Source organism: Streptomyces synnematoformans, assembly GCF_039531005.1.
Lineage (GTDB): Bacteria > Actinomycetota > Actinomycetes > Streptomycetales > Streptomycetaceae > Streptomyces > Streptomyces synnematoformans.
This window is the reverse complement of the sequence record NZ_BAAAPF010000022.1, coordinates 17,056-43,230: the sequence shown is the minus strand read 5'-3', so window position 1 is coordinate 43,230 and position 26,175 is coordinate 17,056. Positions and strand designations below refer to the sequence as shown.

Genomic DNA, 26,175 nt, shown 5'->3' with positions numbered 1-26,175 from the left:
GGCGCCGGCGTCGCGCCGGCGTGGGCGGCCACGGCGACGGGGGGCGAGGTGACGGCCGTCGCGGGGGTGCGGCCGTCCACCCCGCCCGGCCCCGGCCGGGCCACCGCGGAACTCCAGCTCTACGTCCACCCCGACGCCCGCCGCCGCGGCACCGGCACCCTGCTGCTGGCCGCCGTCGTCGCCGCGGCCCGCGACGAGGGCTGGGACACCCTGCGGGCGGCGGCCCCGGCGGGCACCCCCGCGGACGTGTTCTGCCTGCGCCACGGCTTCGTCCGGGACCGCGTCGTGCACCACCTGCTGGTGCCGCTGGCCGAGGTGCACCGCGCCTGGCTCGCGGAACTGGTCTTCGCCGACCACCCGGGCTACCGCCTCACCACCTGGTACGCCCCGCCCACCGCGCCGGCCGCCGGTACCGCTCCGTCCCGTACCGAAGCCGCGCGCGAGACAGCCGGCCCCGGTGACCTCGCCGCCGCCGTCCCCGGCATCGCCTTCGGCACCGCCGGGGCCCCCGACCCGCGGCACGGCCGGCTGCTGACGGTGGCCGCCGTGCACACCGGCACCGGGACCGTCGCCGGCTACACCGAGGTGCTGGTCCCGCCCGCCCCCGCGCCCCGCGCGCAGCACTGCCACACCGCCGTCGTACCGGCGCACCGGCGCCGCGGCCTCGGTCGCTGGCTCACGGCCGAGATGCTGCGCCGGCTGCACGCCGAGCACCCGCAGATCGCCGAGGTCGAGACGGCCGCCGCCGACGGCGACACCGCGGTCCTCGCCCTCGCGGAACAGCTCGGCTTCCGCCCGTACCGCCGCACCCACACCTACCGGCTGCACGTGCGCCGCTGACCTCCGGCGACGTCAGCCGGAGACCCGCCCCGGAGCGGCAGCGAGCGAGCCGAGGAGCGCGAGCGCCTCGGCGCTCGGCGACCCCGGTTCCGCGTGGTAGACGACCAGTTCCTGGCCCGGGGCCGCACGCACGTCGAACGTCTGCACCGTCAGCGTCAGCGGCCCCACGTCGCGGTGCTCGAAGCGCTTGCGCTCCAGCGCCTTGCCGCGCCCACAGCTCCGCGAACTCCGGACTCGACGCCAGCAGCCCGGCGAGCACCTGCGCCACCCGCGGATCGTCGGGTGCCGTGCCGCGGCCGAGGCGGAAGCCGGCCACGGCGCCCAGCGCCACGTCGTGCCAGTCGCGGTAGAAGGAGCGGGCGTCCGGGTCGGTGAACACGGCGTGCATGAGGTTGCGCGAGTGCGCCCAGCCGAGGAAGAGCGCGTCGGCGAGAGCGTTCGAGGCGAGGACGTCGTAGGCGCGGTTGTGGACGACCGCCGGGTTGTTCGGCCAGGCGTCCAGCAGCGACCTCAGGTTCGGGTCCACCCGCTCCGGTACGGCGCCCGTACGGGCGCGCGGGCCGAGGCCGGCCAGCCGGAACAGGTGCAGGCGGCCGTCCTCGTCCAGCCGCAGGGCGGCGGCGAGCGCGTCGAGGACCTGCGCGGAGGGCGACCGTTCCCGGCCCTGCTCCAGCCGGATGTAGTAGTCGGCGCTGACTCCGGCGAGCAGCGCGACCTCCTCGCGCCGCAGCCCCGGCACCCGACGGTGCCCGGTGACCGGCAGGCCCGCCGCGGCGGGGGTGACTCCGGCGCGCCGGGCCCGCAGGTAAGTGCCCAGCTCGCTAGGTGCCATACCGCCATGCTACGGGCCCGCCATCCCGGGCCGACTCACAACGCCGGCACGGCCGGCCCGCACCCCTGCCTGGGTGCGCCACACCCAGGAGAACGCCGCCTCTCCCGCGGGCACGCCGGGCGGGCGATTCTCGAAGCCATGACCACACAGCACACGGAACACACCCCCGCCCTCGACGTCACCGCGGTCGGCCGCAAGACCGTCCTCGTCACCGGCGCCAGCAGCGGCATCGGTGAAGCCGTCGCCGCCCGGCTCGCCGTGGAGGGCCACCGGGTGGTGGCCGGCGCCCGCCGTATGGACCGCCTCCAAGCCCTGGCGGAGCGTACGGCTGGTGCCGCGGCCCGGGCCGGCGGCGTGCTGGAGCCCGTGCGGTTCGACGTGACGGACCGGGCGGACGTCGCCGGCTTCGTCGCCGGCGCCTGTGAGCGGCACGGCCGCGTCGACGTCCTCGTCGCCAACGCGGGGGTGATGCCGCTGTCGCGGCTGGACTCCCTGCTGGTCGACGAGTGGGACCGCATGATCGATGTGAACGTCCGCGGACTGCTGCACGGCATCGCCGCCGCCCTGCCGGTGTTCGGAGCCCAGGGCTCCGGCCACTTCGTGACCGTCGCCAGCGTTGGCGCCCACGAGGTCGTGCCCACCGGTGCCGTGTACTGCGCCACGAAGTACGCGGCCTGGGCGGTCACCGAGGGCCTGCGGCAGGAGTGCGACCCCTCGGTGCGGGTCACGACCGTCTCGCCCGGCGTCGTCGCCTCCGAACTCGCCGGTACGATCACCGACCCCGGCGCCGCCGAGGCCATGCGCACCTACCGCGCCCATGCGATCGACCCCGACGCCATCGCCGCCGCTGTCTCCTACGCCCTGTCGCAGCCGCCGGAGGTGGACGTCAACGAGATCGTCGTACGCCCGTCCCGCCAGCGCTGACGCTTCCCAGCGGCCCCGGGCAGGCGTTCCGCGGGCGGAGAAGGGTAGTTTGGGGCGCATGGCAACGGCTGCGGCGGGCCCGCCCACGGACCCGGGGACTTCGAAGGACGACGCGCAGGCACTGCGGTCCCGGATGCGCGCGGACCTGCGCTCGGCGATGAAGGCGCGCCGGAAGGAGGCCGTGTCCGCGCTGCGTACCACCCTCGCCGCCTTCGACAACGCCGAAGGCGTCGCCCCCGCCGACGCCCCCGCGACGCCGACGAGCGAGCACGTCGCCGGCGCCCACGCCGGCGTCGGGGCGGCCGAAGCGGCCCGGCGGGTGCTGACCGCCGACGACCTCCGCGCCGTGGTGCGGGCGCAGATCGAGGAGCGCCGCGCCGAGGCCGACGGCTACGAGGCACACGGGCGCGGCGACGCCGCGGACCGGTTGCGCCGCGAGGCGGACGTGCTCGGCACCTACCTGACGCGCTAGGAACCGCGCCGGCATGGGACGGACCGAGTACTGGTACGACGACCGGGCACCCCGCCCCAACTCGCTGATCCCCGCGTGCAACATGCTGGTCGCCCGCGACGACGGCGCCATCCTCCTCCAACGCCGCCGGGACACCGGCCAGTGGGCGCTGCCCGGCGGCGCGATGGACATCGGTGAGTCACCCGCCGAGTGCGCGGTGCGCGAGTGCGCGGAGGAGACCGGGATCGTCGCCGAGCCGGTCGGGCTGCTGGGGGTGTACTCGCCGCCGCGCCATGTGGTCGCGTACAGCGACGGCGAGATCAGGCAGGCGTACGAGGTCACCGTCCTCGGCCGCCCGGTCGGCGGCCGCCCCACAATCAACGCCGAGGCCGACGGCGTCCGGTGGGTCATGCCGGACGACCTGGGGGAGTTCGACGTCCACCCGTCGATGCGCCGCCAGATCGACCACTACCTGACGGGCGCCCACCCGCACGTCGACTGAACCGGCCCCCGGCACCCAACCGGCCCCGCCCGCGGGCGGGTTCGCGGCGCGATGTCAGACCCCCTCGGCACACTGGGGGCGTAGGACAGGTCCGACGAACGGAGGCGACGATGGCGGGCAACACCGCCGAGATCACCGCGGCGCAGGCGTACCGCCGCCTCGTGCGCAGCGCCCAGGCCGCACTCGCGGAGCCCGGCAGCCCCGCGCTGGCCGCAGCAGTGCTGGCCGGCCCGCTGGCCGACGCCGACAGGGCCCTGGCGGCCGCAGGGCTGGCCGGCAACGAACCACGCTTCTTCGCCGCAGTCCGCGTCGCCACAAAGCTCCCCCCCACCCCAACCGACCCCACCCCCACGTAGCACACGCGGCACCTCTGTCTCGGTTCGTCGGCCGTGGCCGGGTTGGAAGGGGAGGTGAAGTTGTAGTCCTTCAGCGGTAGGTCCCGCATGCTCAGCGAGCCGGCGGTATCCGCTTGTTCGGTGGGGCCCCTGTTTGCTGGTGCCTTCACTACATCGGGGTCCTCGAGGAACTCGTTTTGTCTGATCGGACACTCCGTGCACGGTCGTTGTTGCCGTGGGGGTGTCCTTCTCGTCGCGGCCTAATACCACGGCGGTGGCAACGCCGCCGATCAGCAGAACCGCCAGGACAATTCGCAGGATTCGTCTTACACCACCAGGATGCTTCCCGAAGCTGGCCATTCCCCTGGGCCTCGGCTGAAAGGGGAGGGTATGCGGGCCGTCTCGGTTGTACGGGGCGATGGGCTGTCGCAGGCTTCACAGGCACGTGGCGTCGGGCCGCGGACGGCTCAGGGGAGCGGCGCAGCCCTGTCCCGCTGCACGGCCGCATACGGTGTGGCGGTTCTGGCGTGGCTGAGTGCGGCCACGACGGCTTCGATGTCGTCGGGGCCGGTGCGGTGGCTGGTGAGGCACCGTCGGATTGCGGGACGGCCGTTGAGTCGTGTGCGGCTGACCCAGGCGCGGCCGCTGCGTACGACGTGTGCGGCCACCGCTGCGTGCCATTCGGCGCTGTGCTGCGGGCCGCCGGCCTCGGCCTGGGGATCGGCAACGCATACCACCGGCAGCGGTGTGTCGTTCACGCGCTGCCAGCCGTCCTCGGTCAGCCGCCGGGCCAGTAGGGTTCCCAGCTGCGTGTCGCGTTCCACTTGCCGTGCGAAGGCGTCCCGGCCGGCCGCTGCCAGGGCCAGGAACACTTTCAGTCCGGTGAACCGGCGGGACCACTGCACGCTGGTGCTGTACGGGTCGGGGGTCGTGTCGCTGTCCGGGGGCATGTAGGAGGTGCTGACCCGGAAGCTGTCGGCCAGGGCGTCGGGGTGCCGGGTGAGGAAGACGCCGGCGCCCATGGGGGCGGACAGCCACTTGTGCGCGTCGACGGTGACGCTGTCGGCGTGTTCCACGCCGTCGAGCAGCGGACGCAGCCGGTCCGAGAGCGCCACCGCACCGGCCCATGCCGCGTCGACGTGGAAGTGCAGGCCCCAGGTGGCCGCGAGCCGTGCCAGTTCCGGCAGCGGGTCCACGGCGCCGCCGGCGGTGGTGCCCGCGGTGCCGGCGAGCAGGAACGGTACCCGGCCGGCGGCGACGTCGTCGTCGTGCAGTTCGCGCAGCCGTACGAGGTCCAGCCGGCCCGCGGAGTCGACCGGGACGAGCCGGACGGCGCGCCGGCCGAGCCCGGTCGTGTGCGCGATCTTGAGCCAGGCCAGGTGGCTCTCGGCCGAGGCGTAGAGCACCGGCGGGCCCGGGAGCGCGGCGAGTCCGTCGTCCGGGTAGGCGGGGAAGCGGCGGGTCAGGGCGACGACGACGGCGGTGAGGTTCGCCTCGGCGCCGCCGGTGGTGAAGCTGCCGTCGGCGGCGGGCGGCAGGCCCAGGCGGGCGGCGAGGAAGCGCAGCACGTGCCGTTCGATCTCGACCGCGGCCGGGGCGTGTTCGTACGCGGCGAGCTGCGGGTTGACGCCCGCCGCGAGCAGTTCCCCGGCGACGCCCCACCACGTGGGTGTGGGGACGAACAAGCCGAGGTAGCGGGGGTGCGTGGTGTGCACGCCCCAGCGCCGCAGCGCCGCGGTCACCTCCTGAAGCAGCTCGCCCGCCGGGCGCGGTCCGGCGAAGTCGTGGGCGGCCAGCCAGTCGCGGATCCGGTCGGTGCCCGGTTCGGCGGGTGCTACCGGGCCGTCGGCGACCGTCTTCGCGTGCTCGACGACGAGCCTGACGGCCTCGGTGATCAGCCCGGCCCCCGCCTCGGCGCCCACGTCCAGCGGACCGGGCCCGGCGAGGCCGGCAGACGGGCCGGCGGCGCTTTCCTCCATGCCCCCACTCTGGACCGCAATCCCGCGCACCCTCCAGGGCCAAATCCGGCGCAGTCGACCGGGCCAAACGACGTGCCCGCCGGCCGCTGCACACAGGGGGCGGCACGTGCGCGTACGCGGTTGCGAGGAGCTGCTTGCGCAGCAGGGCGGTGCCGGATTCGGCTAGCCAGTCCGCGAACGTACGCAGCCCGGGGGTGGATGACGCGCAGCGCTTCGATGTCCGCGCGCCAGCGCAGACCGGCTGCCCAGTGCTGGCGGACCTGGGCTGATGTCGGGGCCGAGTGCGGCCGCCTCGGCGTGGGTGAGCTGCTCGTAGAGCACCGCGACACCGGTGGCCTTGCTGATCGCGGCGGCCGCCTCGGCCGGGGTGAGGGCATCCCCGGCCAGCTCCAGCGTCCGTCCCGCGAACCGGTCCGGCTGCTCGAAGGCCAGCGCGGCGAACTCGGCGATGTCCTCCACCGCGATGATCTGGACGGGGTCGTCCGGCGTGAAGATGTGCCGGTGCACGCCGCCGGCGATGCCGTCGAAGGCCACGGGCATCGTCCCGAGGTAGTTCGACATGAACCGCACCGGGCGCAGCACGGTCGCCGACCGGATCCGTTCACGCAGGTGGTCCTCGATACGCGCCTTTCCCTCGGAGCCGGCGAGGCGACCCGGTGTGGAGGCGATGCCCGTGAACACGACGTGCCTGACTCCCGCCGCTGCCGCGGCGTCGACCAGCGCCCGGCCCCGTGCGAACTCCTGCTCCACGCCGGTGCCGTCCGGTCCGTACGCGGCGGGCGGCACGGCGAACAGCCCCGCCGCCCCCTCCAGGGCTGCGGGCAGACTCGGGGGGTCGTCGAGGTCGCCGCGCACGAGTTCCGCCCCCGCGGTGGCCAGCGCCCTGGCCGGGGGAGCGGCCGTGTCCCGTACGAGCGCGCGCACCGGCGTGCCGGCTGCCAGGAGCCGGCGCGCGGTGGCTCCGCCCTGCCGGCCGGTCGCACCGGTCACGACGATCAAACGGTCAGTTGCCACATCGTCCTCCACCCGGGATGGTCGGCGAGTACGGTCGGTTCGGGCCCCGGGGTCGATGTGGAATGCTCCACCCGGTTGAACGGCACCGACAAGGGATTACGTGACATGACCGCAGCTCCCCGGGACGCCGGCCGGGCCGATGCCCGCCGCAACCGCGCCAAGGCGCTCGCCGCCGCCTCGCAGGCGTTCGACGAGCACGGTCCGGACATCTCGCTCGGCGTGATCGCACGGCGGGTGGGGGTCGGCGCCGGCACCGTGTACCGGCACTTCCCCGGCAGGGAGATCCTGCTGGAAGCCGTACTCGTCTGGCGAATCGGCGCCTTGGTGGTCGCTGCCCGTGGGTGGTCGGTGCGTAGCGGCCGCGTTGAGGGGCTTTTTGGCTTTCTGTTGGGGCTGTCGAGACCTGGCGGGGGCGCGCGTGCGCGTGGGAGGCGCTGAGCGGGCAGGTGAGCTGGTCGCAGCCTGCGCTGGCGGCGTCGGCGTGCTGGTTGTGTCAGGCGCTGGACGGGCTGGTGCGCGCGGCCCAGCGGGCCGGTGGCGTGCGCCGTGACGTCGGGGTGGACGGCGTTCTTGCGCTCGCTGCCGGGTGTGCGGCGGTGCAGGCTGCGCACCGGGGCCGGACGGGCGGTGCGCGGGTCGTGTGGCTGGTGCTGGAGGGCCTGTGGTCTCCTCAGGCTGTCACGCCAGGGTGGGGTTTTCGTGACAGTGCCCGTGTGGCTGACGCGGAGTTGCGCTGTGCGGACTGCGGGGCCCGGCTCCGGGCCCGTTCCGCCGGTCGTCTGGCCCGCTGCTGCGGGCCGGGCGGCCGGCGACGGGCGCACCGTCGCCGTCGCCGTCGGGCAGTGCCCTCCCGGGCGTCGACGGGTCCGGGAGCGCCGGCGCCGCCGTGACGGGCCGGGCGGCCGGGCGCGTGGGCGGTGCGGGCGTGACGTGTGTCCGCCGCCGCACGTCGCAGAGTCGTCCCCCCGGGCCGCCCGGCCCGGGATTGTGGTGGGGTTGTTCAGGGGGGTGGGGTGGTGGGTTTTGTTGTCTGGTGTTTGGGGGGTGGTTGGTTGGAGGGGCGGCAGGGTGTGGTGGTGGGGGTCGTGAGTGGATGTGTGCGGCTGGCGCTGGGGTTGGTCTTGGTCGCCGCTTGTTTTGCTGTCTGTGTGGGGGGCGTGTTTGCCGTGCCGGGCTGGCGGGTGTGGGCTGGCGGGTGTGGGCTGGCGGGTGTGGGCTGGCTGTGGGGGTGCGGGTGGTGGTCTTTTGGTTGTGGCGTGTTCTTAGCTCTCGGGGTGGCGGGGCTGTTCTGGTTGCTCGGTCGCTGTCTGGGGCTGGAGTTCAGCCGCCCCGCTTCTTGGTCCTCCTGGTTTCTGGTTTCTGGTTTGTGGCTCGGGGTCCGGTTGCACGGACGGGTCGGTGGGTCGTTGGGACGGGATGGGTTGTATGTCTTCGGCCGGGGATGGCTGGTCGCGCCGCGGTGGTCCGGCAGGGTGGTTTCCTGTTGTTGATGCTTGTGGCAAGTACGCCATACGGTGGCTGTGCTGGTGCTGAACGGTGCCGCTGTGCGTGCGTACCTCGATGCTCCCTTTGTCGTCCGCGCCGTGCGGATGGCGGGCTTCGGTGGTGTGGTGGCTGGAGCGTCGAGGGGTCGGACCGGCCCGGACGGGATCTCGGTCTTCTGTTGCGTTGGTCTCGCCGGCATTGAGGTAGCCGTCGCCGCTGCGCTGGGGGGGTGCTCCGCGGCAGCGGTGCACCGTCAGCAGGGGTCCGGTCCTCGTCGAGCTGGATGATGCCGTGTATGCGGCCGGCCCGGGTGCCGTCTGCCGGGCGGCTTCCGGGTCGGCCGCGGGGTGCGATGCCGCCGTCCCCGTCGCGGCCGGGGGCCGGGCGGGGGGGGGGCGGAGGTGTTGTGCGGGCGGGGTGCGCGGGTGGGTGCCGGTGTGGTGTGGGCGCCCGCCCGTGCGGGGGTGGTGCGGGCTGGGGGTCAGTCGGCGTGTGGGCCGGGGGCAGCGCTGCCGACGTATTCGTCCAGGTCGGAGACGAGTTGGGTGAGGTCGGGGAGGCTGTCGTAGCGTCGTTGGTGCATTGCGGCGATCTTTTCGCCGGTGTCGGGGGCCGGGTCGTCGGTGATGTCGAAGGAGGCGAACGTGTCGACCAGCGGCAGCCCGGTCCGGTCGGTGTGGAGGTGGGCGGGGTGGATGAGGTATTCCCAGTAGCCGTCCAGGTCTTCGATTGCGAAGGTGGCTCCCCACTCGTATGCGCCGCCGTAGTCGCGGCCGACGACGAAGGACGTGACGGAGGGGATGACGCGGCCCTGGTTGCGCAGGCTTTCGAGGGCCTCTTCGCGCTGCTGCGGTGTGACGCCGGGTTTGAACGTGAAGCGGATGCCGTGGTGGATCATCAGGTTTTCCTTTCGGTGGGGTGGGTGGGGGGGGGGGTGTCGCGGTCTGGGCTCGTGCGGGTCGGGAGTGCGGTGATGGCGGTGAGTGCGGCCGCTGCCGCCAGTGCGGTCCCGGTCCAGGTGAACGCGGCGGCGATGCCGGTGCTCTGGATGAGGGGCTGGACGGCCAGCGGGGAGAGGAACTGTCCGAGGAAGATCCCCGTGACCAGGCCGCTGAGGACCCGGCCGCGCCGGTGGGGGTGGGCGATCTCGCTGAGCCGCAGGTTGAGGTTGGGTACGACGAGTCCGACGCCGAGGCCGCCTACGAGCAGTCCGGCCGCGATCTGCGCAACGCCGGGTGCGGTGCCCACCAGCAGCCAGCCGGCGCCCAGCAGTCCGATGCCGGCCGTGGTGATCACGGTGGGTGTCAGGCGCCGGCGCAGGGCCGGGAAAGCCAGCGCGCCGGCAGCGCTGGACAGTGTGCTTCCGGCGATCACCGCGCCGGCGGCGGCGGGTCCGCTGCCGTGGCTGCGGAGCAGGAACGGCAGTTGGGTCGGCGCCATGTAGAACACCAGCGTCGCGGCGAGCGCCAGGGCGTACACGCCGAGGATGCTGCCGGTCCTCATCCTGCCGGGCCGATGCGGTGAACGGCCGGGCGCCTCGGCGGGCTCGGTGCGTGGCTCGTGGCGCAGGGCGCGGATCGCCAGGACGGCGACGGCGGCCGAGGCGGTGTAGATCCACAGCGGTGCGCGCCAGCTGATCGTGGCCAGCAGCCCGGCGAGCGGCAGGAAGACGACGCCGCCCAGGCTGGCGAAGACCTGCTGCAGCCCGAGGAAGGAGGCACGCCGCGGCCCGTTGAACCAGTCGGTGATCGTGGCGCTGACCGCCGTCATGATCCCGCCGGCCGCGGCGCCGAGCAGGGCCCGGGTGGCCAGCAGGACGTACAGGTCGGTGACGAAGAAGCCGGCGGTGCCGCTGACCGCGTACAGCACCAGGCCGAAGACGAGCAGCGGGCGGCGTCCCAGGCGGTCGGCGACCAGCCCGCAGGCGGGGGCGCTGACGGCGATGGCGAGGGAGGTGACGGTCAGCGTGAAGCGGACGAGGAGGTCCGCGCCGGGGGTGCCGGCGAAGACCTCCCGCATCGCGGGCAGGCTGGGGGAGATGATCGCCGCAGCCATGATCGTGAGCGTCGCCGACGCCAGGACCGCGGCGCGCGCCGGGCGCGTCGGGGCGCGGTGGGGCCGGGCCGGCTGGGCCGGCACTGCCGCCATGGGGGTCGCTCCTTTCTGCGGGCGGCCGGGGTTCGCCCGGGGTCAGTCCCAGAGCGTGACCATGAAGGCCAGCGCGAGGACCAGGACGGTGAGCGCCGCCCGCCAGGCAAGGCGCTCGGCGCGCCCGGCGCGCGAGCCGGTCGGAACAGTCGGGGTCATGGCGATCTCCTCCATCTGTGTGTGGTTAACCACTCACTCTTCGGGCCGGAAAAACGGCCGCCTGGATGCCGGTGCGAGGGCGCTTTAGCGCCACAGCATGAACAGCACCGCGTCCAGCGCGGCCAGGGGTGCCAGCGCGGCCCAGCGGGCCGCGACGTTGCGCGTCATCTGCTCACCTCCTCCTCTCCCGTCCCGGTGTGGTCAGTAGTGCCGCAGTCCGTCGGACAGCGTCAGCGCCCACGGGGCGTCGATCCGGCCGGCGTCGAGGGCGGCCACCAGGTGGCACAGCATGCCCGTGGCGAAGAACCGCTGGACGTCGGCGTCCGCCGCCCCGCAGACGCCTCGCACGTACTCGACCAGGCGGGCGTACCCCGCGCGCACCGTCTCGCCGATCGCCGGCTGTGAGGCCGCCGCGCACTGCGCGTGCAGCTGCAGCAGCAGCAGGTCCCGGTCGGCGATGAGCCGGGCGTAGGCGTCGCCCATCGCGTCCAGGACCGCCTCCGGCGAGCTGCCGCAGGCCGCGGCCGCCCCGTCGCCCAGGCTCTCGCGGACCAGGGCGAAGCAGTGCTCCACCACCGCTGTGAACAGGGCCTCCTTGTCCGGGAACAGCCGGTAGAGATACGCCTGCGAAATACCCGCCCGGTGGGCCACGTCCGTTGTCGTGGTCCCGAAGTAGCCCCGGTCGGCGAACGCGCTGATCGCGGTCCGCAGGACCGTCCTCCTGCGTTCGTCGGCGGTCGACAGCTGCCGGCGGGACCCTGGTGTCGTCATGTGAGTAATAAACCACTCACACCTGCGGATGTCAAACCCACGGAACCCCGCAACCGGCACCCGGCCCGCCGGCCCGCCTCACCCCGCCACCGCAGGACCGCGCACGAGAGCCGCAGCGCGAGCCGCACGCGGGACGCGGCCGCGCCCCGCGCGGACGAGCCCGGACCGAGGACGACGTGACCGGACCCAGAACCCCCCGACCCGCCGGGACGCACCCGCGCACGTCCCGGCCACTCCTTGACGTCCACGGTCCCCGGGGCGACCGGGGCCGCCATAAGAGCGGGCAGGGCCGCGACGCCGGCCTCCGCCGGGCGCAGCCGGGGTTCACCCTCGGCAAGGACGAGGACGACCTGGACGAGGACGTGCGGCGCTGGATGCTGGGCCGGGTCGACACCCGCGGCGAGTGGTTCAGCTTGCGGGAACCCGCCCGCGGCGAAGCCCTGGGCGACCTCCTTGAGGACCTGCACGTGCCGTGCGTGGCGCTGCCGGGCGAGATTGCGCAGGCAGGACTCGCCTGTGGAGCGGCGCCCACGAGTGCGGGGTGCCCAGGTGCCGGATGGGCGCTGCCCGCGGACTACGACTCCGCCCCGGACAGTTCGCGCCGGAGTTTCAGGCCGCGCTCGGGGCCTGCCTGGACCACCCCGCCTGCGTTGCCCGCACTGCACGCGAGACGGACTGAGGGGAGTCCGAACCCTATCGTCAACAACCTCGGCTGTCGGCAAGCAAATAGACAGCCAGAGCGGCAGCGCAGCCAACGCCCAGCGTCTCCGGGCACACAACCAAATCTGCGAGTATGCCACCCGCGGCGAGGTTACAGAACATGTCATGCGACATGTCGGTTATAACGGGGCCTTCACCTCTAAGATCCTGAGTCTTGGCCCGAATGTTCCTACGCTCAGTCGTTGCTTGCTGGGCTATGGACTCGGCTACTTCCAACCCTCTACGCGCATAGTCGCCATCCCTCGCCGATACTAGACGTAGGATTCCTGCCCGCTGATCCTGAGTGGAGAACTGGCCATCGATCTCATTCTGCACACGTTCGTTCGTCCATTCAGGGTAGGTTCGGAAGAGAATCTCTCATGCCGCCATGTATCGTTCGGAGGCTGCAATCTCCGTATCAATGGAATTCGCCACGGAGATGAGAGTTTCCCGGCCTCGACCGCTTAGGTATTTCTGTCCTTGGCGCGTCCGCAGCCTATCCAGATGTAGAAGCCGACTGATATCGGCTGCGCCGGCGGGCCGCCCCCGCGGATACCGCGGTGCGGGACGGCGGGCCGGTTCGCGGCCCGCCCGCTGGCACCCTTGCCCGCGGCCGCCGTCACCGCATGCCGTCACCGCATGTGGTCGGTGCTGGTCTGGGGTGATGTTGAGCATCGCGCGAGTGCGCGCCGGGTCGGTGTGGCGCTACTACCTCCCTGTCACCGCGGGCGTTTGCCGTCCGCGCCGCGCCCGTCCTCCCTCCGAGCAACTGCAGTTGCCGCTGCCACCGTCGACGACGTCGACGGTGGCAGCGGCCGGCGGGCGGGGTGCCACCGCCCGGGGTGTGGACCGGCTGGGCCTGCCCGGCCCTCGGCGTTGCCGGCGTCGCGACCGAGCGGGAGCTGGAGTTGCTGTTCGGCCAGGGCATGCACCCCCGTGCCGACGCCATCACCGCCGAGCGCCTGGCCGCTGGCCACAGTCCAGCCGCCGCGCACCAGGCGGTCAAGCTCGGTGACGCCGTCCGCGAGCGCACCGGCAAGGGCGGCTCCGTGGCCGCCTGGGACATGGTGCTGCGCCCACCGCCGTCGGTCCACCTGCTGTGGGCCCTGGCTGACGACGCCACCCGCCGAATCCTTGAGGACTGCCACCTTGTCGCCAGCGACGACACCCTCGCATCGCTGGAGGAGCGCGGGCTGATCGTGCGCTCCGGCCGGGGCAGCACCGTAACGGCGCCGCGCCCCGAGGGCGACTGGTCCAACCTGCACGGCCGCGCATTGCTGAAACAGGCGGACGCCGCCGGCACCTTCTACACCCAACGGGTTATGGAAAAGGTGTGCGATCGCCTGCAACTGGCCACCACCGAACGGGAGACCACCCCCGGAATGCGGACCGTGCCGGAGATCGCCGGCATCCCCGGGGACCTCATCGCCTGGATCGGCTCCCGCAACGAGCAGATCATGTGCCGCCTCGAAGCGCTCGCCGCCGAGTACGAGCCGCTCTACGGGTACGGGCCGGGGCCGCGAGCCCGGGTCAAGCTGATCAGCCGGCGGTGCCGCTGCCGGTGCTGCGGGCGACGTGGCGGACCGCCGCCATCGCCCGCTTCGGCGCCGAGCACGTCGACCGGCTGCTCGCGGTGGCGCGCCGCGCGGCCGCCGCGATCCGGGCCGCCGCCCGGCCGGTGGTCGACCTGGCACGCGCGCCGCCGACGTCGCCGCCGTCGTCGTCCACGTCCACCGCGACCGCTTCCGCCGCCGGCACCTGCTCGCCGAAGCCCGCCGCCACCTCACCCACCAACTCCGCGGCCAGCGCGCCGAACCCGGCCTGGACGAACGCATCGTCGACGCCACCCTCGCCCACTGCCGTGCGCTCACCACCCCCGCCGGGACGCTGGCCGCCGATCACACCGCCTACACCCTCACCCTCGCCGACCAACTCCCGCGCCGACCGCCGCCCGGTGCCCGCGTCACCGCCTCCCGGCACCAGCGGGCGCGCATCGCCAGCCTGCGCCTCCACGGCATCACCACCGGCCAGACCGAAACCGGCGTGTCCGGCGGGAGCGCGTACGAGAAGCCCCGGAGCATTGCCCCTCCCCGCCGGCACCAGCCGCCCCGCAGCGCCGAACTGCCGCTCCCACGACCCCAGAAGCCCGCCACAGCGCCTCACACCGGCTCGCCGGGCCCCGCGGGCAGCCATCAAGGCGGCGACAGCCCGTCTGCGACCCGTTAGCTGTGGTGTCTCACGAGGTTGCGCTGCGAAGCCGTCGGGCCGGGAACGATACGGGCACGACCGATGACCTCACCGCCAGCCAGGGCTCCGAGCCGGCGTCGCGCCCCGGCGGCGCGGACGCGCTTGGCCTATGGGCGGCTACGCGCCGGCTCAGCGCGTGGACGACCACATGTTCACTGCTTCACTGCCCCCGGGCTGCCGGGGACGTTCCGGCTGCAGCTGTTCACCGCGTCCGGCGCGCGCCCGGTCGCCGTGGCCACGCAGGTCGCCCTGGCGGAGGGCATGGGGCTGATGAACGGGGCGGACAGCTCCGCCGGCGACGTGGTGGGTGCCCGCCGAGCAGGCGTCGTGCCGGTACCTGAGCGAGTGGACCGCCACGAAGTTGCGCTGGGGCCTCAGCGCTGACGACGCCGAACTCGCCGCGCTCACCGAGCACGCCGAGGCATCCCCGGACGCCACGGTCACCTTCGAGAAGGCGGGCTGACGCCCGGGCGCCGGCTGCGGACGGGGGTGTTCTCGCCGGGGGCGCACTGAGCGGGTGAGCAGACGCGGCCGTCCCGCCGGCGGTGCGGGGCGGGTGGCCGCCGTGCCCCGGTGCCCGGCACGGGGGGCGCCGGGCACCGGGCCGTACCGCACCTGGAGGTGAGGGCCGGGCGTATGAAGGCGCCCGTCGGTCGCCGCGGGGCACTTCGTCGTCGTCACGCCGGACAGCGCTCCGGCCGCCTGAGGGTCCTGCGGTTTAGATGCAGCCCGGCTTGTGCGCTCGCCTTGTGAGTGCCGTGGTCCAGGTGGCGAGAGTGACCCGGCCGGCTGGTGTGGGCGATGCGTTTTCGGTGCAGGTGCAGCCGCCGCGGTCTTGGACCAGGTCGGGCCGCGCCGCCTGGGGCCGGAGTACCGACCGGGCGGTGGCAGGCACCGGTCCGGGTGTGCGGTGTTCGTGCGGGCGCTGCCCGTTCTCCGTACGGTCCTTCGTACGGCTGTTGGTGGCGCGGGCCCCACTTGGGTTCGTACGACCGGGCGTTGCCGGTGCCGGGGGCTACTGTGTGAATCGGCCGTCTCGCGCCGGCAGCAGGCCCGGGAGGGCGCCGTCGGCGAAGGCGTACTCGTAGGCGGCTTCGTGCTCGAAGGACAGGAGCGGCTCCCTCCACTCGGGCACAGCCGGGCCGAAGACCTCCCCCCTGCGGCCGAACGGCCTGCTGCTGGTGACGACCAAGCTGGCACCCGTCCGTGTGCTGCGCCCGAGCGGTGGTCCGGCGGCCCCTCCGGGGAGCGAGGAGGACGAGGGCGTCCGCAGCCTCGGCCGGCCCACCGGCCCGGCCGAGGGGCAATCCGGTGCGGGTGTGTCCCGCGAAGGGAGCCGGTGCGGATCTCCACGTTCCGGCCGCCTCGCGGAAGACGGCGACTCGCGGTGCCCGGACCGGCGGCCCGCGGGGCCGGGCACCGCGAGGTCGTCTACAGGAAGGCAATCGAGGAGGCCCGGTCGTTCATGGCATCCCCGACATAGGAGGTGGACTGCCGGTACTCCTGGTGGAAGCCGGCCGTGGCGGGGGCGTCCCACAACTCCAGCCAGCACGAGAGCGTGGTGAGCGAGCTGATGGAGTTGTTCCAGATGCCGGACAGGTCGAGTTGAGCGTCCCGGCCATTTCCGCTCCGGCACCCGCTGGACGCCTCGAAGATCACAGAAGAGCCCCCGTAGTTCGAGTCCGTGAAGACGGCGCCGAGCTGCACGGCCTGTGCTCCCGCGGTGTCAGAGGCGGCGCTCAGCCGGTCGGCCAGCTTCCGGTCGATGCCCTTGGCGGACAGCGGCGCATTGGTGATCTTTCCGTGCGTAGTGGCGGCGATGGCCTCGCGGAAGGTGCCGAAGCACTGACTGCTGCCCGAATCGACGTTGACGACACAGTCGTCAGCGCGCTGGACCTGAGCGGTGGCGGCATTCGCACCGGACGCGGACAGCCCCGCACCGAGGACAGAGGCAGCGACCGTCGCTAACGCGACCGGCAACCTCCGCTTGAACGTCTGACGCATCGTTCACTCCCGTGATCGATGGGATGATGACGCCCCCACCCTCCCCGCACCACCAATGCACAGACAGTGCCCCGCACAGCCTGTGGACTGCCAATACCAGGCTGTCCCGGCACCGTGGCCACATACTGGGGAACGTGAGCGGATCCAGCGAACTAGGCCGGGCGCTGCACAGCTGGCACGACCGCACATCCCCCGCCGCGGTGGGACTGCCCGCCGGCGGGGTACGACGGGCCGCCGGGCTGCGACGTGAGGAACTGGCGCAACTGGCCAGCCTGTCGGTGGACTACATCGTCCGCCTGGAACAGGGCCGGGCCACCTCCCCGTCGACGCAGGTGCTCTCCGCACTGGCCCGCGCACTGCGGCTGTCGGCAATCGAGCGTGAACACCTCTACCTGCTCGCAGGCCAGCCGGTACCGGGTCCCGGAGAGGTGTCGACATACATCCCGCCGAGTGTGCGAAGGCTGCTCGACCAACTCGACGGCGCGGCGCTGAGCGTGTACGACGCGACATGGAACCTGATCCTGTGGAACCCGCTGTGGGCCGCGCTGTTCGGCGACGCCTCCACATGGCGCGGACGCCAGCGCAACGTCCTCTGGCGCCTGTTCGCCGGTGCGCCCACCCGCGTCGGCCCCGACACCCAGCAGCAGAGCCGGTTCGAGGCCGCCGCGGTCGCCGACCTGCGGGCGGCGACCGCCCGCTACCCCACCGACACCGCCCTGCACTCCTTGATCAAGGACTTACGAGCCGTCAGCACCGGCTTCGTGCGTCTGTGGGACAGCGCGACCGTGGGCGCCCACGAGCCCCACACCAGGACGATCCACCATCCCAAGGCCGGCATGCTCACCCTCGACTGCGACATCCTCACCGCTCCCGGCAGCGATCTACGCATCGTCGCCTTCACCACCGCGCCCGGCACTGACGCCGCCGACCGCCTCAAGCTCCTCAACGTCATCGGCATCCAGGCCATGACCGAACAGGACGCCCCGACATAGCGATTGGCGGACGCCGGCCACGGCACACCAACGATCACCGATCGGTCCTACGGCGTCGTCGAATCCCGACGGCGGCGCCGACCGCTCGTTGAGCCGGTCCAACGCCACATACCAGTCGACCTGAGCCTGCAGGACATCGGCGGGGAACGTGCGGGCCATACTGCCCCGCGCCGTGAGGAAGAGAACGGTTTCCCCCGTGTGGTACTGGACGAGGCGGCACGCGCCGGCACGACGGCAGCACTGCCGCCCCGCGCGAGTCGGCCAGCGCCAAGATCAGCCGAGACCACCACCGGCCGCACGTGGTTGCGCCGGCTTCCTGCCGGGCTTCTCGCGACCCCCACCGGAATGCCGAGCTTCCGGCCGCCGTGATGGCGATTTCCGTGATCAATGAGCACCGTCACCAGCGAGGGCGGACCGCAACCAACGATCCGCCCCCGCTCCGAACCTGCTTATGTCCAGCGCAGCCCGAGCTCGTTCAGCGCCTCGGCACGCTCGGGGGTCAGACTCCCGCGCCTTGAACGCACGTTCGACAACCAGACCCCCATGCTTGTCTGCGGGGGAGTGTCAGTTGGACCTCGTCATCTGAGCGTCAGCGGTACAGGCTTACTGACCTGGCGCTTGGCACTGACAGATGGTGCTTACGTGTTGCTGACATGAGTGACGAAAGCCCAGGTCGTTCTCGCGCCGACTGCTATAGCGGGTGTGGAGTTTTCCCTGGCCAGGAGCGTGGCGCCGGCGGACACGGCCGAAGTTGAGGAGACTTCGCGGCCGTTGGACTGCTTGGCTGGGAGCGGAGCTGCCGGAGTATGGTCCCGGCTTGGATTGGGGAGAGGTGCCGGCTTAGGCGGCGGTGGTACTGGCGGCTGGTGCTTTCGTCGTGAGTGTCAAGGCTCGCCAGGACGGGCGGCGATCTGCGGATGCATCAGCCAAATCGGCTGATGCAGCGGTCCGTTCCGCAGAGGTTGCTGAGGCCACGCTGGCTGATCAGCGACGGGCGGCAGAGGAGGAACGTCGAGCGGGCTCGAGGCCGAGCGTCCTTGCCTGGATGTTCGCGTCGAGTACGTAGGCGGGGATACATGGCGCTGCGTAAGGCAGGGTCCGCTCCTGCCGCCGCTGTGACAGTCGCGGAGCGTGACTGGCCACCAGGCACGGAGCGGCCGGTGGATTGGGAGCTCGCCTGCGGTGAGGCCCGGGTGTTCGTGATGACGGAGGACATGGCGCACTCAGTGCCCACGCAGCTGTGGCGGACGTGGTCCGGCCAGCAGGAACCGGAAGCCCGCCAGGTTCCGCGCCGCGCCGCGTGAGTCCGTGAGGGGTGATGAGTTGCTCGGCCATCGGGTTGGATGGCCGAGTGCAGAGGCTGGCCTCCTGCCGTAGGAAGATGATGGGGACTGGCTCGGACAGTTCGTCAACGGCGGTATCCGCGCTTGAAGTCGGCCTCCTGCCTGGCGTCCTCGTCCTCGATGGCGTCAAGGCGACGCAGGGCATCCGAGGCGAAGGCCCGCACCGCCGCGTTCGCATCGGTCACAAGCGGAGCCAGGGCCGTGCGGCGGGATTCTGGGTCGTCGGGGAGATCGGTGTCCAGGCCGGGCAGAACGATGCCCGCCAGTATCGCGTCCCGGCTGGCAACGTCGATGTCTGTGGCCAGCAGGCTGGAGACGGTTTCTGCCCACAGCGGTGTCTGCCATGCGTGTTGGATGGCGGCAGCGGCCTGCTGGCGCTGGGCCGGTGACCCCGATGCCCACTGCCGTACGCGCCCTGCCCATTGCTCCGTGCCGCGCCCGAGAGCTGACAGCAGCCGCGCGGCTGCCAGTTCGATGCGTTCACTGACCTCTGCTTCGGAGCGGGCCCGGTCCAGCTGTCCGAGATAGGCGCTGACCAGCTGCTCGCGCACGGGCGGTGTGAGCCTGGCAAGCGACCGCGCCCAGGCACCGGGCAGCTCATATCCGCCGCCGACGGCCAGCAGCTGTTCAACGAGGACGGCGGCGAACTGCTCGGGGAGGGAAGAAGCGATCGCGACGGCGCCGGAGGCCGTTTCCTCGTCGAAGTGCACCGTATGGGGGATCTGGTCGGCGTGGCCGAGCCGGCGGCGCAGCGCTTCAGCGAACAGGCCCGCCACTTCACTTTCGACGGGGACACTGTCCTTGCCTGCCTCCTGAAGCAGGAAGCCGATGACCTGAAGAGTATTGGGAAGGGCCGCGGGTGGACACTGCGATGCCAGGGAGGCGAGGACCTTCATGCGCTGTGCGAGTGGCTGCTTGCACGGCACCAGATGCCAGTTCAAGATCCACGCCAGTCGGGACGCCACCTCATCACCTGCCGCCGATCCCTCTGCAGCGGATTCCAGGAGCAGGGGGAGCAGCCGCAACTCACGGTTGGGGTGCTCGTCGGCACAGGTGAGTGCTGCGGCGGCCAGGCGAGGATCGCTGACGCGTTCCTCAAGCCAGGGCCAGACCACGTCCGGATGGCGTTGTGCGAGACCGGCCAGCAGGGCGCCCTCACCGGCTAGCGGGGCGCGGGCGATCCTCTCAAGTGCCGTCCGCGGATCATCCGTGCTGACTCCGACCGCCTGCGCGAACGCCGGAAGGGCACTGACCGCCACCCCTGTGACGTTCGGTGCCGTTTCGTCCAGGAGTTCCAGTGCCTCGATCAAATCCACCTCACCGCCCAACTGTTGGGCGGCGAGATGCTGCGCCTCCTGCGCCTCACGCCAGGGCGTCTGATCGTGCAGCGGCTGCAGTACCGCAAGCCGAGTGAGCGCCGTATCCGCCAGTGCCGCGACGGCCACCTCGTCCCCGGCCGCTGCGGCAGCGCTGAGGGTAGTCGGCCGTGAACCAGGGCCCAGCACCGCTTGCGCAGTGCTGCGTCTGACCGGCAACGGCAGCGAGTCCCACCGGGCCGCGATCTGCGCGGTGAACTCCGTCGCAGCGGTATCCAAGATCGCTTCTGCATACGTCGGCATGACAGTGCCCGACAACAAGGGCCTGGCACCCTCACGGCGCAGGCTGCCCGGCAGGGAGACGAGCGTGTGCAGGACCGTCAGGCCCTCACCGCTGCGCAGCACGGGCTCGTCCAGGAGCGGGACGAGCAGGGCGAGCGCTTCGCGCAGCAACTCAAGCGTCTGCGGCTGGTCCGGCAGGATTGCGGCGTGCAAGGTGATCGTACTCGCCGATTCCGGGCTGCCGCTGGTGCTCTCCACGGTGAGGTGCAGCAGCGGCTGCATTGCGGCCAGCAACACGCGGATGAGGCTGAGAGGACCGCGGACCGCGGCATCCTCCGGATCAAGCCCGTGCGGCGGATAGGCCCCGCGATCGCGCACCCACTGGGCGATGATCCGCAGGACGGTGCCGCGCCGCTCCAGCAGGGCATCGAATCCGCCCGGCAGCGTATGGGCCGGGGCCGAGCACCACCGCTGGATGCCCTGCAGTATCCCATCGCGCCGGTTGGAGCCTTCGGCCGGCAGGGCCGGTTCCATCAGCCAGGCCACGTCCAGCATCACACGCACCGGGCTGGGCACGGTGTCGAGGCTTACGCGCTGGGCGAGTTCGGCGAACCGCTCACCCAGGCGCTGCAGCCCGTACCGGTAGTGTGCCGCCGGGTCACCCTCCCCCCACAGCTGGGGCGACGGTGCCAGCGGCCACCGTTGGACCAGCAGCCCGTGCAGCTCTGCGAGGATCCCGGGAGCCGCGACAGCCACCTCCCCGGCCAGACCCACCACGACCGCCCACGCTTCCAGATCTGCCTCGCCGGACAGCAGCCCACGGACCGCCGATGCCAGCCGTGCCCCGGCCCCCGCATCCGGGCGGTCGTGAGCCGCCTGTGCCAGGGTGTTCAGCTGAGACCCCAGTCCCGCCCCACTGAACACGAGGTGTTCATCGACGGGCACCGCATCCGGTCTTCCCGCACCGAGCCCCGCCCTGTTCAACAACACGTCCAGCGCCCGGCCCGCATCCAGTCGCACCCGGCTGCGCGGATCCAGCGCATCGGCGACAAGCACCGGAGCGAGCAGGGCAGGACGCACCGAGTACGGCGCAGCGTCGGCCAGACCCGCGTCGGCCAGATCGTCCAGGAGAACGGAAAGCCGGTAGGGCTCGGGCGGAAGCGCCGAGATGGCACCCGCCAGTGCGGCCAGGTCTTCTCCACCGGCCACGGGACCCAGCAATGCCAAGGCGACCGCCGCGGCCCGATGCTGCTGCCCGAAGTCGTCGGCCGGCAGCCGGCGTTCGGCCATGGCGCGCAGCAGATCCGCCGCACGCGGCCAGTCGAACCTGTTCTCGGCAAGCCCCACCTCACAGGCCATGTGAGCGATCAAGGGGTTGCCCTGAGCCAGGTCAATAGCGCTCTGCCGGAAGGCTGCACCCCCAATGCCGCGCCCGGTCACGAGCGCGTCGATGGCTGACCGCTCCAGCGGGCGCAGCTCGACCACCGGACCGGCCCAGCGCTCAACACCCCAGTGCTGCAGCACCCCCAACCGCCGCCCGGGCCGGACCGTCAGGACGAACCGCACCCGCTGGAAACGCACATCATGCAGCAGCGCCGCAAGACCACTCAGATCCCGCGCACGGTCGGCATCATCGATCAAGACGATCAAGGAATCGTCGATCGGCACCTCCGCGAAAGCACCGGCCTCCAACGCCACGCCGGTGGGCGCGACCAACACCGCAGACACCACCCGAGCCGCCTCGATCGCCAGACGTGTCTTGCCGGCACCGCCCGGGCCCTCCACCACGACCACCCGGGACAACGGCCCTTCCTCCGCCAGTGCCGTTCCGAGCGCCAGCAGCTCCGCCTCACGCCCCACCACCGGTGCAGTCATCCCCGGCACCGACCCGGCAAGGACCTCCACGTACTGGGCCCACGTCGACAACCGGTAGGGCGCTCGAGGACGCACCCCCAGCTCAAGCTCGGCCACCCACCGCAGGCCATCGGAATCCAACTCAGTGGCCAGCTCGGCCAGAGTGACGATCTCCAGGGCAACGCCGTAATCGTCGCTCGCCGTTTTGCGCCACCGCTCCTTGACCTTCTCGGTGGTGGACCGATTCGTGACGTAGATCGCCTTCGCCCGGCGGTCATGCCTGCGGTTCTTCACCAGCTCGGACTTCAACTTGCTCGTCCACTTCTCCTGCAGGCTCACCCACAACACGACCGAGTCGTCCTTGCCGAACAGCGGGCGGCCAAAGGCATCCCGGCCGAGATCACCTGTGGCGCTGCTGATCCGCAACTCAGGGAAGCGGGCCCGCAGCACATGCAGTGCCACCCGCTCAAAGACCTGATCGTCCTCCAGCTCCCGAAGAGCGGTTCTCGCACTGTCGTACACGGGGCAACTCCGCACGTTGAGACGGCCATCCGCGCATGGCAACAGGCCATGCAGAGACAGCTCCCATCGTCCCGCACGGCCGTTCAGTTCACCCGAGCCCCGCTCTGGTCATCACAAACGGAAGGGCTCAGCGGTATCGGTATCGCCCGCAGATCGCCAGCCACTGACGGGACAGCCAGAACCGCGGCATGGCTCTGCCGGGCAGCAGATCCCGCGCTTTTGCCTATGTCCGGGATGCGTGTGGGTCGTCTCGGGTAGTGTCTGCGTCAGCCGAGTCCGGGTCTTCGTTCGTAGCGAGGACACCAACTGGCGCTCCAGCTTGCCTCTTTCACCGTCCGGGGACGCGGCCGTACCGTGTCCACCAGCGGGTCCTGTCTGTGCGCGTGCGCCGTTCGCCCGGTGAGCACCGCGCTCATCTCTTTTGGAGTCCCGCGATGACGTCATCGCTGTCCGTGGCCCGGGCCATCGATTTCCTGTGCGAACACACCTCCAGCAAGAGCCGCGTGCTGGCCCTCCTGGCACACGATCACGGCCCCAGTTCCCTGGCTGCCGTTTTGACCTGCAAAAACCCCGAGCACGCCGTCGAGGCGACCGGAATCCTGCGCCGGGTCCTGGCGCTGCGTGACGCTGCGGCCGTCGATGACGAACTGGCCGCTCTCACGGCCCAGATGCCGGATGCGCCAGCCGGCTCCCTGCGCCAGGCCGTCGCGCGAGCCGCGAACGGGACCTGGCCCGCCGAACCCGGCGCTCTGTTCATGGCATCGGATCCGGACCCGGAGCCGTGCGACGACGAGCCGGCCTCCGCGGCGTCCGCCGCTGTGGCGGGCCACCCCCGGCTCAAGGACCTGCCGGGGAAGGTCGTGCGGATCACCCACCTGCGCGAGTTCCACATCACCGACGAAGACGCGCTCCTTCAGGCCGCTGCCCGTCGCGGCTGGGAGCCGCTGCCGGCGTCCGAACTCGGTGAGGACGACCCGCGTGACCTGGCCGGCGCGGTGATCACCCTCACCGAGGACAGCGATGTCACAGGGAGCCAGACGCTGGAAGACCAGAGTTTTGCAGAACTCCTGCGGGCCGAGGACGGCGACGAACTGGCCGACTGGAGCGCGGCGCCGCTCGTCACCCGGTTCGTGCACGGCTGGCGCCTGCGCCAGCAGCGCAAAAGGCCCGCAGCCGGTGAGCAGACACCGAACTTCGCCGTCCTCTTCGCTGTCCGGGACTGCCCCTGCAAGGGCGAGGACCCAGACTGCGAGGAGTGCGGCTGGCAGCTCACCCCCCGCACCGCCGACCTGCTCCACACGGCCCTGGTTCTCCTCGCGGACCAGGCCTACGACGACGCACACCGCCTGGGGGACCAGTTCCTGCCGGACGCCGGCTCCACCACCTGGGAAGTCTTCGACCGGTTGCCCCCCCTCACCTGGACAGCCGACCACCGATGGCGGCGGCACATGGCGCGCGCCTTCGACGACCTGGCCGCAGACCTGGCCCGGGGCAAGTGGCCCGAACCCACTTGCACCGCGGAGGAGATGGCCCTGCATCTGGCCATCGAGGACGCCCCGACCTACCTGGAGGACCGCCCTCAGACCGACGCCCACCACACCCTCCCCGAACACGGCGACGACTACAGCTGGGACGGCTGCTCCGATCTGCTGTTCCAGGACCATGACGTCCTGATGCTCTTCGACCCGAAACTCGGCGGCATCGAAGACCCGCAGGATCCTACGAACCAGTCCATGGGCATGGGCGACCTCAGGGCGGCCGCCTGGTTCGCGCCCTTCGGCAGCCACAGTGTCCGCGATCCCAGGCGAGGCTTCCGCCGGTAGGCCAGCGCCTCACGCCGGGCGACCATGATGCGTTCAAGCCGTGGCGGACAGCCTGCCGCTTGGGCGCGGAACTCGCCAGTCGTCCGCCAAATTTGTGCTGTTCTGCAGTGCCGTGAGCTGGCGCGCCAGGTTGTGAGGTGGCATCTCACCCTGCAAGCGTTGATGGCTGGGACGCGGGGACGGCGTGACGCGTGTCAGGCCGTCGGCCCGGAGGTCGGGCGGTGTCCTGGTCGGTTGAGGGTGACAGTGAGCCAGGGATCCACGTGGACGAGGAAGTCGGTGTGCCCGTTGTCCACCGAGCCCGAAGGACAAGTTATGTGGTTTCCGGGCTCTTTGGGCTCGGTAGAGGTCATGCTGGTGCAGGGTTACAGAGATATGGGGGTGAAGGGCCACTTGCCGGATCAGCCTGACTTGTTCTCCGTTCAGCGGGAGGACAGCGCAGACGGTCTTGAACACGTATCGCCGTTCGCGGCACCGGTTGCTGCTTCAGCGAACGCAGTGACGGATGATCCGGTGGCCCTGCGCATCGCCGAGACGATCCGGGACGTGTTCGGTGACTTCGGCTCCGAACATGGCCTGAGCCGCGCGGAGATCGCCCAGGCGTGTGCCGCGGTGGCCTCCGCCGACGCATTCGATGCGAGGTTCCGGGTCTTCACCAAGCTTCGTCTGCTGGAGTCACTGCGCGGCAAGGCCCACGACCAGCGGTATGTGTTCAACCCGACCAGCGGCGCTGCGCTGTTGGTCTACGAGCGTCTGGGGGAGGCCGGCGGCGTCCAGGAAATCACCATGCTGCTGGACCGGGCCCGCGAAGGCCTGCTGAACGGATCCCTGACCGAGGAACAACTGGCCGCCAAGATCGCCCAGGCCCGGCGGAGCCTGGCGAACTACACCAACCACCTGCTGCGGCTCGTGCGGACCAGACCCATCGAAGAACTGCTGGGCCAGCGCCACCACCACGCCCACTCCACCTCGCTCGAGGAGGCGAAACACCTGGTCCACGCCGTCGCCGAGCAGTACCCCGCCCTGCGCCCCGCCGGAACCCGCCTGATCCAGGAAGCCCTGCGCTACACGGCCGCCGTCCATGAGTTCCACGACCGGCTCATGCAACAAGCCACCACCCGCCGCGACTTCAGCATGCTCCTTCCCGAGCAGTACGTGACCGCGGCCCGGCGCTCCTCCGTCGACGCGCTGGCGCAGGTGTTCGCCGCGACTGTCTTCGATCCGCCGCACGTCCAGATCACCACGGGCCAGATCCTCACCGCCGCCGCCGACCACCAGCCCCCGCCACCCCGGCAGCGCCTGCCGCGCCCTCCCACCCAGCCGCCCGGCCCGGATCCGGTCGAGACCGCACGGGCCAAGGCCGCCCTTGCACGGCAGCGACGGGAGGCCACCGTGACCCTGCTCATGGCTGGCAAGGACGTGGCCGACGTCACCGCCCGCCTGCGCGCCCTGCCCTGGCAGGCAGCGGTCAAGCACCTGGTCGACATGCTGCGCGCCGCAGCCGACCCCGCCATCCCGCTCATGCTCGACATCTCCCGCGAGGTCATCGTGGACGCCGCAGGCCCGGTCACCTACGCCTCGCCGGTAACCATGTCCCGCATCCCCGACAGCCCCTAGGACATGAACGACGACGCCGAATCCGCACCGCAGAGC

The 26,175-nt window shown here is 71.7% G+C and carries 21 protein-coding genes and 2 pseudogenes; 13 read left to right on the top strand and 10 right to left on the bottom strand.

Annotated features, from left to right (window positions below):
• A partial coding sequence (locus ABD317_RS06880; RefSeq protein ID WP_344288857.1) for a GNAT family N-acetyltransferase occupies nucleotides 1-840 on the top strand: 840 nt, incomplete at its 5' end.
• Between the two features lie 12 nt (nucleotides 841-852).
• Here ABD317_RS06880 and ABD317_RS06875 read toward each other — a convergent pair.
• Nucleotides 853-1,672: pseudogene (locus ABD317_RS06875) on the bottom strand (helix-turn-helix domain-containing protein).
• Nucleotides 1,673-1,810: 138 nt separating this feature from the next.
• On the opposite strand from ABD317_RS06875, the gene ABD317_RS06870 reads away from it, so the two are divergent.
• The 4 genes from ABD317_RS06870 to ABD317_RS06855 all read left to right on the top strand — a co-directional run bounded on the left by ABD317_RS06870 (nucleotide 1,811) and on the right by ABD317_RS06855 (nucleotide 3,905).
• Nucleotides 1,811-2,596 carry an SDR family oxidoreductase gene (locus ABD317_RS06870; protein ID WP_344288855.1) on the top strand — a complete coding sequence of 262 codons (786 nt, stop codon included), beginning with the start codon at nucleotides 1,811-1,813 and terminating at the stop codon, nucleotides 2,594-2,596.
• Nucleotides 2,597-2,654: 58 nt separating this feature from the next.
• On the top strand, nucleotides 2,655-3,068 hold the full coding sequence (locus ABD317_RS06865) for a GatB/YqeY domain-containing protein (RefSeq protein ID WP_344288853.1): 414 nt from the start codon (nucleotides 2,655-2,657) through the stop codon (nucleotides 3,066-3,068).
• A 13-nt stretch (nucleotides 3,069-3,081) separates the two neighbouring features.
• A complete protein-coding gene (locus tag ABD317_RS06860; RefSeq protein ID WP_344288852.1) occupies nucleotides 3,082-3,549 on the top strand; it encodes an NUDIX hydrolase in 468 nt (155 codons plus the stop codon).
• Between the two features lie 110 nt (nucleotides 3,550-3,659).
• Nucleotides 3,660-3,905, top strand: coding sequence for a hypothetical protein (locus ABD317_RS06855; protein ID WP_027756307.1), 246 nt, complete (start codon nucleotides 3,660-3,662; stop codon nucleotides 3,903-3,905).
• Nucleotides 3,906-4,351: 446 nt separating this feature from the next.
• Here the strand turns inward: ABD317_RS06855 and ABD317_RS06850 are convergent, their stop codons facing one another.
• Together ABD317_RS06850 and ABD317_RS06845 are read right to left on the bottom strand one after the other, a co-directional pair.
• Nucleotides 4,352-5,863: a pyridoxal phosphate-dependent decarboxylase family protein gene (locus ABD317_RS06850; protein WP_344288850.1), complete on the bottom strand. Its 1,512-nt coding sequence runs from the start codon at nucleotides 5,861-5,863 to the stop codon at nucleotides 4,352-4,354.
• 162 nt (nucleotides 5,864-6,025) lie between these two features.
• Nucleotides 6,026-6,877: an NmrA/HSCARG family protein gene (locus ABD317_RS06845; protein WP_344288848.1), complete on the bottom strand. Its 852-nt coding sequence runs from the start codon at nucleotides 6,875-6,877 to the stop codon at nucleotides 6,026-6,028.
• 75 nt (nucleotides 6,878-6,952) lie between these two features.
• Between ABD317_RS06845 and ABD317_RS37775 the strand changes: the two genes are divergently transcribed.
• Nucleotides 6,953-7,315 carry a TetR/AcrR family transcriptional regulator gene (locus ABD317_RS37775; protein WP_425582298.1) on the top strand — a complete coding sequence of 121 codons (363 nt, stop codon included), beginning with the start codon at nucleotides 6,953-6,955 and terminating at the stop codon, nucleotides 7,313-7,315.
• Between the two features lie 8 nt (nucleotides 7,316-7,323).
• A complete protein-coding gene (locus ABD317_RS37770) occupies nucleotides 7,324-7,767 on the top strand; it encodes an SbtR family transcriptional regulator (RefSeq protein WP_425582297.1) in 444 nt (147 codons plus the stop codon).
• Between the two features lie 1,076 nt (nucleotides 7,768-8,843).
• Here the strand turns inward: ABD317_RS37770 and ABD317_RS06835 are convergent.
• From ABD317_RS06835 to ABD317_RS06825, 3 genes are all read right to left on the bottom strand, one after another.
• A complete protein-coding gene (locus ABD317_RS06835; RefSeq protein ID WP_344288846.1) occupies nucleotides 8,844-9,260 on the bottom strand; it encodes a Dabb family protein in 417 nt (138 codons plus the stop codon).
• Complete coding sequence (locus tag ABD317_RS06830) at nucleotides 9,260-10,510, bottom strand: MFS transporter (protein ID WP_344288844.1); 1,251 nt, start codon at nucleotides 10,508-10,510, stop codon at nucleotides 9,260-9,262. Before ABD317_RS06830 ends, ABD317_RS06835 begins: the two co-directional genes overlap by 1 nt.
• 360 nt (nucleotides 10,511-10,870) lie before the next feature.
• A complete protein-coding gene (locus tag ABD317_RS06825) occupies nucleotides 10,871-11,440 on the bottom strand; it encodes a TetR/AcrR family transcriptional regulator (RefSeq protein WP_344288842.1) in 570 nt (189 codons plus the stop codon).
• A 1,526-nt stretch (nucleotides 11,441-12,966) separates the two neighbouring features.
• On the opposite strand from ABD317_RS06825, the pseudogene ABD317_RS37765 reads away from it, so the two are divergent.
• Nucleotides 12,967-13,605, top strand: a pseudogene (locus tag ABD317_RS37765) (relaxase domain-containing protein); the annotation flags it as partial.
• Between the two features lie 73 nt (nucleotides 13,606-13,678).
• Here ABD317_RS37765 and ABD317_RS06820 read toward each other — a convergent pair.
• Nucleotides 13,679-13,996: a hypothetical protein gene (locus tag ABD317_RS06820; protein ID WP_344288840.1), complete on the bottom strand. Its 318-nt coding sequence runs from the start codon at nucleotides 13,994-13,996 to the stop codon at nucleotides 13,679-13,681.
• Nucleotides 13,997-14,693: 697 nt separating this feature from the next.
• On the opposite strand from ABD317_RS06820, the gene ABD317_RS06815 reads away from it, so the two are divergent.
• The gene (locus ABD317_RS06815; RefSeq protein WP_344288838.1) at nucleotides 14,694-14,849 is read left to right on the top strand and encodes a hypothetical protein; all 156 of its coding nucleotides are present in this window, start codon (nucleotides 14,694-14,696) and stop codon (nucleotides 14,847-14,849) included.
• A 552-nt stretch (nucleotides 14,850-15,401) separates the two neighbouring features.
• On the opposite strand, the gene ABD317_RS06810 is transcribed toward ABD317_RS06815, so the two are convergent.
• Nucleotides 15,402-15,578, bottom strand: coding sequence for a hypothetical protein (locus ABD317_RS06810; RefSeq protein WP_344288836.1), 177 nt, complete (start codon nucleotides 15,576-15,578; stop codon nucleotides 15,402-15,404).
• A gap of 239 nt (nucleotides 15,579-15,817) precedes the next feature.
• Entirely contained in the window at nucleotides 15,818-16,390 is a 573-nt protein-coding gene (locus ABD317_RS06805) for a hypothetical protein (RefSeq protein ID WP_344288834.1), read from the bottom strand.
• A 134-nt stretch (nucleotides 16,391-16,524) separates the two neighbouring features.
• On the opposite strand from ABD317_RS06805, the gene ABD317_RS06800 reads away from it, so the two are divergent.
• Nucleotides 16,525-17,382 carry a helix-turn-helix transcriptional regulator gene (locus ABD317_RS06800; RefSeq protein ID WP_344288832.1) on the top strand — a complete coding sequence of 286 codons (858 nt, stop codon included), beginning with the start codon at nucleotides 16,525-16,527 and terminating at the stop codon, nucleotides 17,380-17,382.
• Between the two features lie 1,160 nt (nucleotides 17,383-18,542).
• Nucleotides 18,543-18,686 carry a hypothetical protein gene (locus ABD317_RS06795; protein ID WP_344288830.1) on the top strand — a complete coding sequence of 48 codons (144 nt, stop codon included), beginning with the start codon at nucleotides 18,543-18,545 and terminating at the stop codon, nucleotides 18,684-18,686.
• A gap of 104 nt (nucleotides 18,687-18,790) precedes the next feature.
• On the opposite strand, the gene ABD317_RS06790 is transcribed toward ABD317_RS06795, so the two are convergent.
• Nucleotides 18,791-22,699: a hypothetical protein gene (locus ABD317_RS06790; protein ID WP_344288828.1), complete on the bottom strand. Its 3,909-nt coding sequence runs from the start codon at nucleotides 22,697-22,699 to the stop codon at nucleotides 18,791-18,793.
• 434 nt (nucleotides 22,700-23,133) lie between these two features.
• Between ABD317_RS06790 and ABD317_RS06785 the strand changes: the two genes are divergently transcribed.
• Both ABD317_RS06785 and ABD317_RS06780 read left to right on the top strand, forming a co-directional pair.
• Nucleotides 23,134-24,522, top strand: a complete 1,389-nt coding sequence (locus ABD317_RS06785; RefSeq protein ID WP_344288826.1) for a hypothetical protein — start codon at nucleotides 23,134-23,136, stop codon at nucleotides 24,520-24,522.
• Nucleotides 24,523-24,837: 315 nt separating this feature from the next.
• Nucleotides 24,838-26,139 carry a hypothetical protein gene (locus ABD317_RS06780; protein ID WP_344288824.1) on the top strand — a complete coding sequence of 434 codons (1,302 nt, stop codon included), beginning with the start codon at nucleotides 24,838-24,840 and terminating at the stop codon, nucleotides 26,137-26,139.
• Nucleotides 26,140-26,175 lie beyond the last annotated feature (36 nt).

Excerpts from the sequence above, each read along its gene's own strand:
- ABD317_RS06870 (WP_344288855.1), top strand. The coding sequence starts at position 1,811 with ATGACCACACAGCACACGGAACACACCCCCGCCCTCGACGTCACCGCG.
- ABD317_RS06865 (WP_344288853.1), top strand. The coding sequence starts at position 2,655 with ATGGCAACGGCTGCGGCGGGCCCGCCCACGGACCCGGGGACTTCGAAG.
- ABD317_RS06860 (WP_344288852.1), top strand. The coding sequence starts at position 3,082 with ATGGGACGGACCGAGTACTGGTACGACGACCGGGCACCCCGCCCCAAC.
- ABD317_RS06855 (WP_027756307.1), top strand. The coding sequence starts at position 3,660 with ATGGCGGGCAACACCGCCGAGATCACCGCGGCGCAGGCGTACCGCCGC.
- ABD317_RS06850 (WP_344288850.1), bottom strand. The coding sequence starts at position 5,863 with ATGGAGGAAAGCGCCGCCGGCCCGTCTGCCGGCCTCGCCGGGCCCGGT.
- ABD317_RS06835 (WP_344288846.1), bottom strand. The coding sequence starts at position 9,260 with ATGATCCACCACGGCATCCGCTTCACGTTCAAACCCGGCGTCACACCG.
- ABD317_RS06830 (WP_344288844.1), bottom strand. The coding sequence starts at position 10,510 with ATGGCGGCAGTGCCGGCCCAGCCGGCCCGGCCCCACCGCGCCCCGACG.
- ABD317_RS06825 (WP_344288842.1), bottom strand. The coding sequence starts at position 11,440 with ATGACGACACCAGGGTCCCGCCGGCAGCTGTCGACCGCCGACGAACGC.
- ABD317_RS06805 (WP_344288834.1), bottom strand. The coding sequence starts at position 16,390 with ATGCGTCAGACGTTCAAGCGGAGGTTGCCGGTCGCGTTAGCGACGGTC.
- ABD317_RS06785 (WP_344288826.1), top strand. The coding sequence starts at position 23,134 with ATGACGTCATCGCTGTCCGTGGCCCGGGCCATCGATTTCCTGTGCGAA.
- ABD317_RS06780 (WP_344288824.1), top strand. The coding sequence starts at position 24,838 with ATGTGGTTTCCGGGCTCTTTGGGCTCGGTAGAGGTCATGCTGGTGCAG.